We start from the raw sequence: 13,466 nt of genomic DNA on the forward strand, positions 1-13,466 counted from the left end.
CCCATGCAGCGACGCTTGCTCCTTGCCGCCTTCGCCTCCCTGCTGCTTGCCGGTTGCGGCAAGTCGGCCGCGCCCGCCGACCCCCATGTCCTGACGGTGGCCGCCACGGCGGTTCCCCATGCGGAAATCCTGGAAGTCGTGAAGCCGGTGCTGGCCAAGGAAGGGCTCAAGCTCGACGTGAAGGTCTTCAACGACTACGTCCAGCCCAACGTCCAGGTCTCCGAAGGCCGGATCGACGTGAACTACTTCCAGACCGGCCCCTATCTCGAAGAGTTCAACAAGGCCAAGGGCACCCATCTCGTGCCGATCGCCGGCATCCATGTCGAGCCGTTCGGCGCCTATTCGCGCAAGTGGAAGAAAATCGGCGAACTGCCGGACGGCGCCACTGTCGCCATTCCCAACGAGCCGAGCAACAGCGGCCGCGCCCTGCAACTGCTCGCCAAGGGCGGCCTCATCACGCTCCGCGACCCCAAGAGCATGTCCGCCACGCCGAAGGACGTCGTCACCAACCCGAAGCACCTGAAGTTCCGGGAAATCGAGGCCGCTACCCTGCCGCGCGTGCTGGGCGAGGTCGACCTGGCGATGATCAACACCAACTACGCGCTCGACGCCGGGCTGAACCCGGTGCGCGATGCGCTGCTGATCGAGGACAAGGACAGCCCTTACGTCAACTTCGTGGTGGGCACCGAGAAGGCCAAGACCGATCCGCGCGTCGCCAAGCTCGTCGCCGCGCTGCGCAGCCCGGAGGTCAAAGCCTTCATCCAGCGCAAGTACGAAGGCGCCGTACTTCCGGCCTTCTAAGGCTCAGTAGACGCAGATCCGGCGGCTGGTTCCCTGAACCCAGCAGGCCGGATCGCGCTTGCTGCGCGTGAAGGCGCCCTGCGACACGAGGCGGGCGCCGTTGTCGTAATCCACCACGATCCGCGAGGGGCTGGTCTTGTCCGCGTAGTAGGCAAGGCCGTCCACGTCGATGGCGAAGCTGCCGTCGCCGTTGCGGGGATAGAACGTGCAGACCCGCCGCGCGCCGTCGTCGATCCTGCACTGGGCGGCGCGGCCCTTGCTGATGGTGCCGCCGTTGTAGTCGGCCACCGGCTTCAGCGGCCTGCCGACAGTGAGTTCGTTGCCGTGGCTGTCCTTCACTTGCGCGCCTGCGGGCAGGGCGAGGGCGGTGAGGGAAAGGGCAAGAAGGGCAGGCAGACGCATGGGCTTTTCTCGCTGTTTGCAGGCGGTTGCGGCAGGTGATCTCACCGAGGCCGGGCGGCGGCAAGTCCCCCACAGCAAATGTCATGACTCGCTCAGGCCGGGAAACGCGCCTTGGCCCGCCGGGGAAGCTCCTCTAAGGGGCCGGGCGAAGAGCGATAGAGCAGGACAAGTTCGAACAAGATGACAGTGGCAAAAGACCTGATCCAGCTGGGCAAGCTGGTCGCCGCGCAGCACGGCTGGGCCGAGGCCAAGGCGTTCAAGGCTTACGAGATGGCCGATGCCGACAAGGCGCGGCTGGCGGCATCGGCGGTCGAGATCCTGAAGGTCTTTCCCAAGGCCGAATCCGGGGAAAACGCGCCGATGGCGGCGTGGCTGAGCGCGGCTCTGGCGGTGCAGCTCGAACGGCACCTTTCGGCACCGGTCCATGTCGTGGCGGGGGTGCTCTCGGTGGACGGGGTGCCGGTCTACGGGCATCGCGGGGCGGTGGACGGCGCGGCGGTGTTCGGCGCCGAGGAGCTTCACTGGAGCGGCCACGTCTGGGTCATGGTGGGGCCTTACGTGGTCGATATCGGCCTGTTCCGCGCCGCCTATTCCGCCGATTGCCCGGCGGAACTGGCGCGCCACGTCCATTCGGTGTTCGGGCAGGACAAGGGCCTCTACGTCGACCTCTGGCGCCGCACCCGGCAGTCCGGCCTCGGCTACGAGCCGCAATATGTTCTGAGCCGCGAGGAAGTGACGCGGCTCATGGGCGGGGCCTACCGGCTCATCGCGCCGAACTGAGCCGCATCATTCCTTCTGGCCGAACCCCTTCAGCGCCGCGAAGGGGCTGTTGTCCTCGGGCGTGCCGATTCCGGCGGCCTTGCGCGCGCTGTCGGCCTCGGGGCCGGTGAGGAACGGGTCGATCGACAGGGCCAGGCTCTGGGCCACCGCTTCGCCGAGGTCGATGTGGGTACCGGCATAGTCGATCTCGTCGCAGTCGTCCGCATCGAGTTCGATCTCCTCGTCGGGGACATGATCGTCGGTTTCCGGCACGAAGCGGAAGAACACCGGCTCGTCCAGCGAGACCGCGATGTCTTCGGCCGAGACGGCGCAGGCCTGGACGTAATCGGCCTTTATCCGTCCGCGCGCCTCGACCTTGCGGTCCTTGCGTTCGAGTTCGAGATCGGCGGTGAGCCGGTCGATCCGCACGAGGCCGAAGCGGGCCGCGAGAGCCTCGCGCTCCGCGGGGTCGGCTTCGACGGCGTGGCTGGCCTTGCCTTCGGCCTGGCGGATGTCGACAGGGCGGGAGAATTCGGGGGTATGGGCGGGAATATCGGTCATCGCGTAATGCTCGCGTTCATGAGGTCGTGGTCGGTAACGGCATCGAGCTGGCGGGCCAAGGCCTGAACCTGCCCGGCAAGAGCGACACGATCGGCGCCTTCGGTCAGCGTCATGTTGCGACCGAGCACTTCGGCCAGCGCCGCGTCGCCCTGCGGCAGGGCCTCGCGCAGCGCGCCGATGCGCCCGCCGAGCACGCTCATCAGCTTGCCCATGCGTTTGCCCACCACGAGATCGCCGACGCCGGACTGGCGAAGCTGCCCGTCCATGTCCTCGACGAACAGTTCGGTCAGGCGCACGGAAGGCTCGATCAGCAGTTTGTCGCGCTCCATGCGCAGCATGACGAGCGCGAGCACCAGCGTCACCGCATCGAAGCGGCCCGCTACGGTGTCGGCCACGCCGAACTGCGCATACCAGGGCTTTTCGCGGGCGATCTCCACCACGCGGTGCCAGAGCGGGCGGACTTCGGCGCGCGGATCGGAACTCTTGCCGACGAGACGGGAAAGCAGGGACATCGGACAGTCTGACCTTTCGTTCATCGGCAATTCAATCGACCTGCCCCAACGCCCATTGCGTGACGGGCTGACGGACTATAAGGCTCGGTGCCGTTATCTGGCCGATATATGGGCCCTGCGCCGGGTGGCAATGCCCGAGGCGGGTTCTGGCCCCGAATGGAGTGGGAAAATGCGCAGTTACGGTCACATGGCTAAAGCGGCAGGCATCGCGCTGGCGCTGGCTGCGCTGACGGCAGGGTGCACTTCGGTGCGCGATCACCGCGGTTACCTGATCGACCAGACGCTGCTCGATTCGGTACAGCCCGGCATCGACAACCGCGTCTCGGTGGAAAAGACCCTCGGCCGCCCGACCTTCGTCAGCCAGTTCGGCGAGAAGGATTACTACTACATCTCGCAGACGGTGAAGACGCCGCCGTTCCGCCGCCCGCAGACGTCGGAGCAGACGGTGCTGCGCGTGCGCTTCGATGCGTCCGGCAATGTGGTCGGCGTCGACAAGCGCGGCATGGAGCAGGTCGCGCGGATCAGCCCCAACGGCGACAAGACGCCCACGCTCGGCCGCCATCGCGGTCTGCTGGAAGACCTGTTCGGCAACATCGGCCAGGTGGGTGCTTCCGGCATGGGCAGCCCCGGCGGCCCGACCGGCCCCGGTCCGAACGGCAGCTGATCCTGACGGGAAATGGTGGGAACTATCGTTCCCGCAAAAACGTCCGCGGAACCACATCGGTTTCGCGGACGTTTTTTGTTGCGAATAGGACATGTCGCAGTGCGTCTTCGGTGGTTGAACCGCGCAAATGCAGCCATATATCCGCGGCATGGATAATAGCGCGGCCAGCCACGGCCTGATCCAGTGGCACGGAACGACCATCATCGGCGTGAAGAAGGGCGGCAAGACCGTCATCGCCGGTGATGGACAAGTCTCCATGGGCAACACGGTGATGAAGCCCAATGCGCGCAAGGTGCGCCGCATCGGCGACGGCAAGGTGATCGCGGGCTTCGCGGGCGCCACCGCCGACGCCTTCACCCTGTTCGAACGACTGGAGCGCAAGTTGGAGCAGCATCGCGGCCAGCTCATGCGCGCCGCCGTCGAACTCGCCAAGGACTGGCGCACCGACAAGTACCTGCGCAATCTCGAAGCGCTGATGATCGTGGCCGATGCCGATACACTGCTGGTCCTGACCGGCAACGGCGACGTGCTGGAGCCGGAAGGCGGGCCGGAAAGCCAGATCACCGCGATCGGCTCGGGCGGGAACTATGCGCTTGCCGCTGCGCGCGCGATCGACGGCTATGAGACCGATGCGGAGCAGATCGCCCGCCGCGCCATGGCCGTCGCCGCCGACATCTGCGTCTTCACCAACGACCGCGTGACGGTCGAGACCATCTGAGATCATCGACATCATGAAAGACAACCTGACCCCCAAGGCGATCGTCCGCGCGCTGGATGAGCACATCATCGGCCAGAGCGAGGCCAAGAAGGCCGTTGCCGTCGCCTTGCGCAACCGCTGGCGCCGCCAGAAGCTCTCGCTCGAACTGCGCGACGAGGTGACGCCGAAGAACATCCTGATGATCGGCCCGACGGGCTGCGGCAAGACCGAGATCAGCCGCCGCCTCGCCAAGCTGGCCGATGCGCCCTTCGTGAAGGTGGAAGCGACCAAGTTCACCGAAGTCGGCTATGTCGGCCGCGACGTGGAGCAGATCGCCCGCGACCTCGTGGAGGAAGCGATCCGTCTGGAAAAGGAACGCCGCCGCGAATCCGTGCGCGACGCTGCTTCCAAGGCGGCGATGGAGCGCCTGCTCAACGCCCTCGTCGGCGAAGGCGCTTCTGAGGCCACCCGCGCCTCGTTCCACCAACGCATCACCGAAAACGCCATGAACGAGACCGAAGTGGAGATCGAGGTCGAGGATACCCCCTCGGCGCCGATGGAAATCCCCGGCATGGGCGGCTCGGTCGGCATGATCAACCTGTCGGACATCATGGGCAAGTTTGGCGGCCAGAAGCTGACCCGCCGCAAGATGAAGGTGCCCGACGCTTGGGACAAGCTGGTCGACGAGGAATCGGAAAAGCGTCTGGACCAGGATGACGTCGCCCGCACCGCGCTGGCGAATGCCGAGACCAACGGCATCGTCTTCCTCGACGAGATCGACAAGATCGCCGTGTCCGACGTGCGCGGCGGTTCGGTCAGCCGCGAAGGCGTGCAGCGCGATCTGCTGCCGTTGATCGAGGGCACTACCGTCGCCACCAAGTACGGCCCGATGAAGACCGATCACGTGCTCTTCATCGCCAGCGGCGCCTTCCACGTCGCCAAGCCGAGCGACATGCTGCCCGAACTCCAGGGGCGTCTGCCGATCCGCGTCGAGCTGAAGGCGCTGACCGAGAAGGACTTTGTGCGCATTCTTTCGGAAACGCGCGCGAATCTCGTGGCCCAATACAAGGCGCTGCTGGCGACCGAGGAAGTCTCGGTGGACGTCACCGAAGGCGCTGTCGGCGAAATCGCCCGTATCGCCGCACAGGTGAACGAGACCGTCGAGAACATCGGCGCCCGCCGCCTCCAGACGGTCATGGAAAAGCTGCTGGAGGAACTCAGCTTTGAAGCCGAGGACCGGAAGGGCGAGACCGTGACCATCGACGAGGCCTATGTGCGCGAGAAGCTGGAAGGCCTCGCAGGCAACGCGGACCTTTCCAAGTATATCCTCTGAAGTACCATGCGTCGTCCCGGGGAATCCGGGACGACGCATTTGTTCCTTGAATGTTCCTTCGGATGGATTAGCCTCTCCCGCATCGTCAGGGAGATTCGCGATGAAGTTGGAAGGTGGATGCCAGTGCGGCGATATTCGCTACACGGTCGAGGGTGAGCCGGAGCACGTCGCACTTTGCCATTGCGCCGACTGCCGCAAGTCGTCCGGCGCGCCGACGGTGGCCTGGGCCGCGTTCAAGACGCCGGAGTTCGCACTGATTTCGGGCAAACCGTCGATCTACAATTCCAGCGGCGAGGCCATGCGCCACTTCTGCCCGCGCTGCGGCACCGGCATCCTTTATACCAACGAGGCCTATCTGCCCGGTCTCGTGGATATCCAGGTCGCCACTCTCGACGATCCGGATGCCCTTCCGCCTCAGGCCCACATCCAGGTTGCTGAACGCATCGGCTGGATGAAGCATCTCGGCGGGCTTCCCGAATTCGAGCGCTATCCGGGGTGAACGAACGGGCGGGGGACTTGCCAGCACCGCTGGAGTGGCTAGGCATCTGACGTTCGATATCGAGAGAGATGCCAGATGTATCAGACCCCCGAAGACCGCCCGATCTACCGCCTGCTCACCGGAGCTGACGACCGTGCCTTCTGCGAGCGCGTGTCGGAAGCGCTGGCGCAGGGTTGGCGTCTTTACGGCTCACCGTCGCTGTCGTGGGATACGGCCGAGAACTGCATGAAGGCGGCGCAGGCCGTCGTCTGGCATGAGGCCGATGTCGTGAAGTGATCTCGTGAAGCGACTGGGGCATGCGCGGTCGGTGCAGATCGGGACTGGCCGTCTCCGTCTCGCCTGACCGTGATGCCTACGATCCGAAGAGGACGCCCGGGATCAGCGCCGCGGAGATCAGCGGGGCCAGTGCAGCCATGTGCAGCAGGATGGCGGATAGCGGCGGGATTCTCACGAGGTGGCAGGCTCCGGTTTGGACATCTCCGGTAGTTTCCCGGATATGCTGCATCCCTTAACCCGGAAACCTCGGCCGCGTTCCCGCCGCCTCTCGCTTATTGTGCGGCTTCGATCATCGCTTCGGCTTCGGCGGCCTGACGCGCCCACATTTCGGCGTAGAGTCCGTCTTGCCGCAGAAGCGCGGCATGGGTGCCGCTTTCCGACAGGCGTCCTTCGTTCAGCACCAGAATCCGGTCGGAATCCGCGATTGTCGAGAGCCGGTGGGCGATCGACAGGCTCGTGCGGTTCTCGGAGACGCGGTGGAGTGTCGCGAGGATGTCCTGCTCGGTGCGGGTGTCCAGCGCGGAAGTCGCCTCGTCCAGCAGCAGGATCGGCGGGTTCTTCACGAGCGTCCGGGCAATCGCCACGCGCTGCTTCTCTCCGCCCGATAGCTTGAGTCCGCGTTCGCCGACTTCGGTGGCGAAGCCTTGCGGCAGCCGATCGATCAGGCCCATCAGCGCCGCGCCGCGCGCGGCGGATTCGACGTCCGCCTGCGTGGAATCGTCACGGCCGTAACCGATATTGTAGCCGATGGTGTCGTTGAACAGCACTGAATCCTGCGGGACGATGCCGATCGCGGCACGCAGGGATTCCTGCGTCACTCCGGCGATGTCCTGCCCGTCGATCAGGATGCGGCCTTCCTGCGGGTCGTAGAAGCGGAACAGCAGCCGCGCGAGGGTGGACTTGCCCGCGCCCGAGGGGCCGACGACGGCGAAATTCTGCCCGGCGGGTACCTCGAACGACAGGCCCTTGAGGATGCGGCGGTCGGGCTCATAACCGAACACCACGTTGTCGAATACGATCGAGGGCTGCCGGATCACCAGCGCCGGAGCGCCGGGTTTGTCGGAAACTTCCTGCGGTTCGTCGAGCAGGCGGAACATCTCTGCCATGTCGATCAGGCCCTGGCGGATCGTGCGATAGACCATGCCCAGCATGTCGAGCGGACGGAAAAGCTGGGTCAGGTAGGTCTGCACGAACACGAGCTGGCCCGCCGTGTAGTTGCCCTTGTACCAGCCCCAGACGGTGTAGCCGAGCGCGCCCGCCATCAGCAGGTTGATCACCACGCCCTGCGCGATGTTGAGCAGGCCGAGCGAGTTTTCGCTCTTCACTGCCGCCACTGAATAGGCCCGTGTAGCCTGGGCGTAGCGCTCTTGCTCGCGGTGCTCGGCGGAGAAGTATTTCACGGTCTCGTAGTTGAGCAGCGAATCCACCGCGCGGGCCAGCGCCTGGCCGTCGAGCCGGTTCATCTGCTCGCGCAGCTTGGTGCGCCATTCGGTGATGGTGCGTGTCACCCAGATATAGGCGGCGATGGCGACGGCGGTGGCGATGACAAGGCCGGGGCCGAAATTGAGGTAGAAGATCACCGCCACGACCAGCAGCTGCAGGATCGTCGGCGCGATGTTGAACAGCATGAAGTAGAGCATCGTGTCGATGCTCTTGGTGCCGCGCTCGATCGTCTTGGTCACTTCGCCGGTCCGGCGCGCGAGATGGAAGCGCAGCGAGAGGCGGTGGAGCTGGCCGAAGACGTTCTCCGCCAGTTCGCGCGTCGCGTCCTGACCCACGCGCTCGAACACGATGTTGCGGAAGTTGTCGAAGGCGGTCTGGATCAGCCGCCCCGCCGCGTAGCCGAGCACCATGAGCATCGTCAGCTGCACCAGCTTCGGTCCGGTGGCGCCCATCAGGTCGACCGCCCACTTCATCAGGTAGGGCAGGGCGAGCTGGGTCGCGGTGGAAAGCAGGATGAACAGGCAGGCCCAGACGATCCGCCAGCGCAGCGCCGGATTCCCGGCCGGCCAGAGGTACGGCATGAAGCGCAGCAGGGTGCGCCAGCCATCGTGGCGGGCGCGCGAATCGTTGACGGCGGTATCTGGTGGCATCGGCGCTATTTAGGGTGCCGGGGGCGATAGACAATCGTAAGGTGTAGCGAGAGAGCTGCCCATTTCCTTACCGGCATGGCGGGCAAGGCGCGTCTCACGATCCCCGGGAATCCGGCCCTTTCGAATCTCCCTTACCCTTCTTCGGCACGTCGAACAGGATACGCCGCGTCGGGAAATCGATGGCGACGCGGCGGAAGGCCCGCAGTTCGTGCATGCCGAGGAAGATCGCCGGGCGCTTGACCAGCTTCAGTTCCTTGAAGGCGGGCGCATCGGCGAAGGCGATCAGCACGTTCGACAGGAAGGCATCGTCGATCTGCAACTTTTCCGCGAAGCCGAGGCCGGCCGGCAATTCATGTCCCGTCACCGAAAGCAGGGTGGTCTGCCCGGCGAACCTGTCACGCACCGCGCGTTGCAGCGCGAGGTTGCCGATCGTGGTGCTGGAGCCGGTATCGATTACCACGTCGACGCGGATACCGTCGATCGTGGCATTGGTCATGATCAGCCGCCCTTCCTTCTTGCGGGCGCGCACGACGATCTCATAGCCGCTGTTGTCGCCGAGGCTTTTGGCGTCGCCGATGGCGATGGTGTTCTTGGTGAAATCGAGCACGACCCGCTGGTTCTGCAGGCTGTCGGTGCCGACGATGCCGTCGGCGCCGATATGCTGGCGGTCCAGCAGCGGCACGGTGAGGTCGAAGTAGGATTGCAGCCCGATATCGAGCGATTCGAGCCGCGCGGTGGCGACGCGGGTGGTGCCGCCCATGCTGATCACCGTCACCGGCGGTCCCTGCACGAGCCCCAGCGCTCCGGCGAGCGCCGAGGAAACGACGGTGGCCTGCGAACCTGTATCGATCAGGAAGCGATAGGGGCCGCGCCCCTGAAGGCCCACGGATACGGTCATGCGATCGTCGTTGTCGGCCTGGCCCTGGATCGGGGCGTCCATGTCGGTGTCGAGGTGCTGTATCCCGGCTTTCGGTGTCTGGACGGCAAAGGGCACGGGTTCGGCAGGCCCCGGTTGCGCCGGTAGGGACGGGACAGTCGAGGGCTGTGAGGGTACAGGCTTGGCGCCCATAATCGCCAGTTCGGCGAAGAGGAGCGTCAGCCCGAGGGCTGCTCCTGGCATCGTTCTCTCCTGCGCACCGCTATATTGCGGATGTCGCAGGGCTGATAATAGCACCGAGCCTTACGCTAACCTAACTTTTCCGTATCTCGCGCGTCCCGATCCGGGGCACTCGGCGCCCCCGGCAACGTGAGGAAGAACGGATCGTGCGCGGCCGAGACCTTGCGCATGAACCAGTCCCCGCTGTCCGCGATTTCGGGAAGGTCGTGGCGGTCCAGCAGGCGCGGACTCGAGGCGCCTCCGGGGAAGCGTACGAAGCGCCGGTTTCCGGCGATACGGTTCGGGAAGAAGTGGGCGACCAGGGTGGGCACGACATGCTCGTCGCAGCAGAGCGTGCCTTTCAACCGTCCGCTGCGCAGCAGGCGCGGCAATTCGCGGGCGAGCATCTCCAGCGCATCGGCGGGCAGCGACCACCACTGCGAGCCATAGGCCCAGGGACCGAACGGCTGCGAACGCTGCCGCCCGAACCTGCCGCGCGTTTGGTCGAGCCAGCGCGCGAGGCGGCGAAGCTCCCAGGTCGCGGCATAGGCGATCCGGTCCCGCGCGGGATCGAGCCGCAGCCAGCGGGTATCGAAGCGATAAGTCTGCATGCGCTCGGCCATGTGGCCCGGGCGGACTTCGACTTGGCAAAGGCCTCGTTCGAGCTGCGCGGCCATCCGGTCCCGCGAGATCGTCGGCCAGTCGGCGCCGCTGAGCAGGTGGGCATGATCGCAGCCGAGGCGAAGGGCCTCGCGCACCAGTCTTTCGGTGGCGGCGACCTGACTCCAGTGCCCCCAGCGCACAGCCACCGGGTCCGGCACGAGATGGACCCGGCCCGCAGGGCCGGGCAGGCGGCGGCGCAAGTCCTGCCAGAGCGCCGAGCGGCGATCGGCATGGATCACCGCGAAATCCTCCGGGCTTTGGGCGAGCAGGGTCTCGATCAGCCGTTCGAGCTGTTCGGGCGCATCGTGCGCCAGCAGCAGGTAGGCCATCCGCATCGCCGGTCAGCCGGCGCGGCGTGAAAGGATCGGGCGGGAAAGCGCGTCCACCATCATCCGCACTTCCTTCCAGGCGGGATGGCGCGTCGCGGCGAGGGCGGCTAGCCAGGCGAGCACGCCGCTTGCGCTCAGCAGGAGCAGGGCCAGCAGTCCGAGGTCCATGCCCTGCCAGCGCGCGATCATCAGCGGCACTCCGGCGGCCAGCGCGCAGATGCCGCTGCGGGTGTAGACGGTCATCAGCGCGCCGAAGCGGAACCCGATCAGGCGGCCGAGGTAGATCGCGTAGATCACCCACCAGACGAAGCCGTAGACCACCCGGCTGATCCCCGCCGCGTCAAGGCTGATGAAGCAGCCCGCGGTCAGGATCACGACGGCGGCGGCGGTGTCGAGCAGGTTCACCCAGACGAGACGGCGGATCTGGCCGAGCAGCAGGGGCACGTCCATCTGCAAGGGGATGGCGACGAAGAAGATTTCGCCCAGCGCCGTCCAGCGCAGCAGCGGCGCCGAGCCGATCCAGTTGGGACCATAGAGCAACATGACCAGTGGCTCGGCAGCCAGCGCGAGGCCGATCATCGCCGCCCAGTTGAGCGCGGTATAGCAGGCGACGAGGTGGAGATAGGGTTCCGCCAGCGGTTCCCCGGCATCGCGTTTGCGGGCGAAGGCAGAGTAGAACACGCTGCCGATGGCCCCGGTCACGAGCGTGGTGAGCTGTCCGGCCAGCGCACTGGCGCGGCTGAACAGGCCGGTCGCGGCGATGCCGAGCAGACGGCCGACGATGAGGTCCTGCGAGCGTTGACCAATCGCCGCGCTGGCGCTCAGCACGAAGGACATCGAGCTGAAGCCGAGCATGGGCCGTACCGATCCGGTATCCTTCGGCATGCGCGGACGCACCGGGCGGTGGAGGTTGGCGATGGCGGCGCGGGCGATCGCGGTCGCCAGCACGCCCCAGGCTAGCGAGGAGGCTCCGAAGCCGCAGGCGGCGAGGGCGATTGCCGTGCCGTTCCCCGCCAGCGCGCTTCCGGCATTGACCTGGAACAGCGTGCGGAAGTCCATCTCGCGCACCAGCAGGGCTGCGGGAACGGTGGAGTAGGGCGTGATCAGATAGGAAGCCGCGATCAGCCACAGCAGCGGGGCGATGGCGGGCTGGGCATAGAAGTGCGCCACGAACGGGGCTGCCACCGCGACGATGGCGGCCACGCTCCACCCGATGGTCACGGCGACCGCGGCATAGTGGGGCAGGGCGGCCGGGCTCATTTCTGGCTGACCGGAGATGAAGCGGGTGATCCCCAGGTCCTGGAAGATCGAGACAAGCATGGCGGCGGCCAGCGCGATCGAGAACAGCCCGACATCGGCGGGCAGCAGGAACAGTCGCGAAATGACGACGCTCGCGACGAACTGGACCGTGAAAGTCGCGTATTGGGCGGCGAGCGACCAGAGTGCGGCGCGGCGGACCGACATGGCCGTCAGTTCCGCGCCAGCGCTGCGGCGAGGCGCACGGCGCGTACCGGCTCGCCGAACCGCATGAGCCTGGCCACCGTTCGCCACAGGCCGTCCCGACGTCCGCCATCGCGCACATGGTCGAGGAGAATATCGAAGCCGCCGTCGCGCATGGCGGCAGGCGACCAGCGCAGGCCCAGCGCGATTCTCTCACGGGCGATCCGGGATAGGCCGGGCCGTGCGAACAGATCGTCGAGTTCGTCGATGTCGGGAAGGCGAGCGAGATGCTCGGTGGGATCGGGCCGCCCCGCGCGGCGCTCCTCCCAGGCGAGGCGGGCGATCACCGAGCCGATCTGCTGCTCGGTCGAATGGCGGGCGGAGACCTGGTCCGGATAGCGGCGATAGCGCAGGAGCCTCTCGGGAATGTTGCCCATCCGGGTCACGCTCGACAGCCGCAACCACAGGTCGAGGTCCTCGCAGTGACGGAATGCGGCGTGATAGCCCCCGACCGCCAGCACGACCTCGCGGCGATACATGACGGCGGGATGGCAGATCAGTTGCTCGCCGTTCTCGATGGCAACGAGCATGTCCTCATGCGTGAGCGGATGATCGGCTCCGCTGCGGATCAGCGCCTCGCCGTGTTCGCCGATATCCTCGCTCCAACTGCCGACGACGCCGTAATCGGCATGACGCGCCAGAAACTCCACCTGACGGGCGAAGCGTTCCGGGCGGCAGATATCGTCGGCATCCATCCGCGCGACGAGGGGGGCTTCGGCCAGAGCCAGAAGCTCGTTGAGGCTGGCGATGAGACCGCGATTCTCCCGAATGATCGGACGGATGCGGGAATCCGATGCGGCATAACCTTTGATGATCTCGGGCGAACCGTCGCTTGATCCATCGTCCAGGACCAGCAGTTCGAAGTTCGTGAAGCTTTGCGCCAGCACGCTCTCTATGGCGAGAGCCAGGAAGCGCTCGCCGTTGTAGACGCTCATAGCAACGCTGATCGCCGGCTTCGGCATGAACTTTTCAGGTCTCCGTTCGGGCACTCGTGGAGGATGCGCCCTTCGATTAAGGCCCTAAGCCAGGCTGGTAAAGAAAGCGTGAGGCGCTGTCTCGTCCTTCCGGGCGAGGGCTCTCGCGGCAGGCTGGAGGCGAAAGGTTGATAACCGGCGGTTCGTCCCCATATTGGTCCGGCGAGAAGGCCGAACCTATGGAAAACCGCCATTTTTCTGAAAATGTCGTTTTTTTGAAATTAGCGTGTTGACCGAATCGTGAGCGGGTTTTAGAGGGCCTCTCACCGCAGCGGACCACCTGGTTTAGCAGCGGTCGCCAAGACAT

15 protein-coding genes are annotated in these 13,466 nt (G+C 65.8%); 7 read left to right on the top strand and 8 right to left on the bottom strand.

The features are described from left to right. Positions 1-3 precede the first annotated feature (3 nt). Entirely contained in the window at positions 4-801 is a 798-nt protein-coding gene (locus tag V7066_RS18990) for a MetQ/NlpA family ABC transporter substrate-binding protein (protein ID WP_334184549.1), read from the top strand. A 3-nt stretch (positions 802-804) separates the two neighbouring features. On the opposite strand, the gene V7066_RS18995 is transcribed toward V7066_RS18990, so the two are convergent. After that, positions 805-1,203: a hypothetical protein gene (locus V7066_RS18995; protein WP_334184550.1), complete on the bottom strand. Its 399-nt coding sequence runs from the start codon at positions 1,201-1,203 to the stop codon at positions 805-807. Positions 1,204-1,383: 180 nt separating this feature from the next. Between V7066_RS18995 and V7066_RS19000 the strand changes: the two genes are divergently transcribed. After that, positions 1,384-1,983 (top strand): hypothetical protein, encoded by a 600-nt coding sequence (locus tag V7066_RS19000; protein ID WP_334184551.1) that lies wholly within the window; start codon positions 1,384-1,386, stop codon positions 1,981-1,983. A gap of 6 nt (positions 1,984-1,989) precedes the next feature. On the opposite strand, the gene V7066_RS19005 is transcribed toward V7066_RS19000, so the two are convergent. After that, on the bottom strand, positions 1,990-2,523 hold the full coding sequence (locus V7066_RS19005; RefSeq protein ID WP_334184552.1) for a YceD family protein: 534 nt from the start codon (positions 2,521-2,523) through the stop codon (positions 1,990-1,992). Then, on the bottom strand, positions 2,520-3,035 hold the full coding sequence (locus tag V7066_RS19010; protein ID WP_334184553.1) for a ubiquinol-cytochrome C chaperone family protein: 516 nt from the start codon (positions 3,033-3,035) through the stop codon (positions 2,520-2,522). The genes V7066_RS19005 and V7066_RS19010 overlap by 4 nt, the downstream gene beginning before the upstream one ends. Before the next feature lie 169 nt (positions 3,036-3,204). Between V7066_RS19010 and V7066_RS19015 the strand changes: the two genes are divergently transcribed. From V7066_RS19015 to V7066_RS19035, 5 genes are all read left to right on the top strand, one after another. Continuing rightward, positions 3,205-3,699 (top strand): outer membrane protein assembly factor BamE, encoded by a 495-nt coding sequence (locus tag V7066_RS19015; protein ID WP_334184554.1) that lies wholly within the window; start codon positions 3,205-3,207, stop codon positions 3,697-3,699. Positions 3,700-3,847: 148 nt separating this feature from the next. Then, positions 3,848-4,417: an ATP-dependent protease subunit HslV gene (gene hslV, locus V7066_RS19020; protein WP_334184565.1), complete on the top strand. Its 570-nt coding sequence runs from the start codon at positions 3,848-3,850 to the stop codon at positions 4,415-4,417. 13 nt (positions 4,418-4,430) lie between these two features. Continuing rightward, a complete protein-coding gene (gene hslU, locus V7066_RS19025) occupies positions 4,431-5,729 on the top strand; it encodes an ATP-dependent protease ATPase subunit HslU (protein ID WP_334184555.1) in 1,299 nt (432 codons plus the stop codon). Positions 5,730-5,829: 100 nt separating this feature from the next. Continuing rightward, positions 5,830-6,228, top strand: coding sequence for a GFA family protein (locus tag V7066_RS19030; RefSeq protein ID WP_334184556.1), 399 nt, complete (start codon positions 5,830-5,832; stop codon positions 6,226-6,228). Between the two features lie 75 nt (positions 6,229-6,303). Further along, complete coding sequence (locus tag V7066_RS19035; protein ID WP_021235064.1) at positions 6,304-6,504, top strand: DUF1737 domain-containing protein; 201 nt, start codon at positions 6,304-6,306, stop codon at positions 6,502-6,504. A gap of 272 nt (positions 6,505-6,776) precedes the next feature. Here V7066_RS19035 and V7066_RS19040 read toward each other — a convergent pair whose 3' ends face one another. The 5 genes from V7066_RS19040 to V7066_RS19060 form a co-directional block, all read right to left on the bottom strand. Further along, positions 6,777-8,597 (bottom strand): ABCB family ABC transporter ATP-binding protein/permease, encoded by a 1,821-nt coding sequence (locus tag V7066_RS19040; protein ID WP_334184557.1) that lies wholly within the window; start codon positions 8,595-8,597, stop codon positions 6,777-6,779. Positions 8,598-8,691: 94 nt separating this feature from the next. Further along, entirely contained in the window at positions 8,692-9,717 is a 1,026-nt protein-coding gene (locus V7066_RS19045) for a retropepsin-like aspartic protease (RefSeq protein WP_334184558.1), read from the bottom strand. 65 nt (positions 9,718-9,782) lie between these two features. Then, positions 9,783-10,685, bottom strand: coding sequence for a beta-1,6-N-acetylglucosaminyltransferase (locus tag V7066_RS19050; protein ID WP_334184559.1), 903 nt, complete (start codon positions 10,683-10,685; stop codon positions 9,783-9,785). Positions 10,686-10,697: 12 nt separating this feature from the next. Continuing rightward, complete coding sequence (locus tag V7066_RS19055; protein WP_334184560.1) at positions 10,698-12,149, bottom strand: oligosaccharide flippase family protein; 1,452 nt, start codon at positions 12,147-12,149, stop codon at positions 10,698-10,700. Positions 12,150-12,154: 5 nt separating this feature from the next. After that, complete coding sequence (locus V7066_RS19060; RefSeq protein ID WP_334184561.1) at positions 12,155-13,147, bottom strand: glycosyltransferase; 993 nt, start codon at positions 13,145-13,147, stop codon at positions 12,155-12,157. Positions 13,148-13,466 lie beyond the last annotated feature (319 nt).

The sequence above is a fragment of the Novosphingobium sp. genome (assembly GCF_036820275.1).
Taxonomy (GTDB): domain Bacteria; phylum Pseudomonadota; class Alphaproteobacteria; order Sphingomonadales; family Sphingomonadaceae; genus Novosphingobium.

Excerpts from the sequence above, each read along its gene's own strand:
- V7066_RS19055 (WP_334184560.1), bottom strand. The coding sequence starts at position 12,149 with ATGTCGGTCCGCCGCGCCGCACTCTGGTCGCTCGCCGCCCAATACGCG.
- hslU (WP_334184555.1), top strand. The coding sequence starts at position 4,431 with ATGAAAGACAACCTGACCCCCAAGGCGATCGTCCGCGCGCTGGATGAG.
- V7066_RS19060 (WP_334184561.1), bottom strand. The coding sequence starts at position 13,147 with ATGCCGAAGCCGGCGATCAGCGTTGCTATGAGCGTCTACAACGGCGAG.
- hslV (WP_334184565.1), top strand. The coding sequence starts at position 3,848 with ATGGATAATAGCGCGGCCAGCCACGGCCTGATCCAGTGGCACGGAACG.
- V7066_RS19000 (WP_334184551.1), top strand. The coding sequence starts at position 1,384 with ATGACAGTGGCAAAAGACCTGATCCAGCTGGGCAAGCTGGTCGCCGCG.
- V7066_RS19050 (WP_334184559.1), bottom strand. The coding sequence starts at position 10,685 with ATGGCCTACCTGCTGCTGGCGCACGATGCGCCCGAACAGCTCGAACGG.
- V7066_RS18990 (WP_334184549.1), top strand. The coding sequence starts at position 4 with ATGCAGCGACGCTTGCTCCTTGCCGCCTTCGCCTCCCTGCTGCTTGCC.
- V7066_RS19010 (WP_334184553.1), bottom strand. The coding sequence starts at position 3,035 with ATGTCCCTGCTTTCCCGTCTCGTCGGCAAGAGTTCCGATCCGCGCGCC.
- V7066_RS19015 (WP_334184554.1), top strand. The coding sequence starts at position 3,205 with ATGCGCAGTTACGGTCACATGGCTAAAGCGGCAGGCATCGCGCTGGCG.
- V7066_RS18995 (WP_334184550.1), bottom strand. The coding sequence starts at position 1,203 with ATGCGTCTGCCTGCCCTTCTTGCCCTTTCCCTCACCGCCCTCGCCCTG.
- V7066_RS19005 (WP_334184552.1), bottom strand. The coding sequence starts at position 2,523 with ATGACCGATATTCCCGCCCATACCCCCGAATTCTCCCGCCCTGTCGAC.
- V7066_RS19030 (WP_334184556.1), top strand. The coding sequence starts at position 5,830 with ATGAAGTTGGAAGGTGGATGCCAGTGCGGCGATATTCGCTACACGGTC.
- V7066_RS19035 (WP_021235064.1), top strand. The coding sequence starts at position 6,304 with ATGTATCAGACCCCCGAAGACCGCCCGATCTACCGCCTGCTCACCGGA.
- V7066_RS19040 (WP_334184557.1), bottom strand. The coding sequence starts at position 8,597 with ATGCCACCAGATACCGCCGTCAACGATTCGCGCGCCCGCCACGATGGC.
- V7066_RS19045 (WP_334184558.1), bottom strand. The coding sequence starts at position 9,717 with ATGCCAGGAGCAGCCCTCGGGCTGACGCTCCTCTTCGCCGAACTGGCG.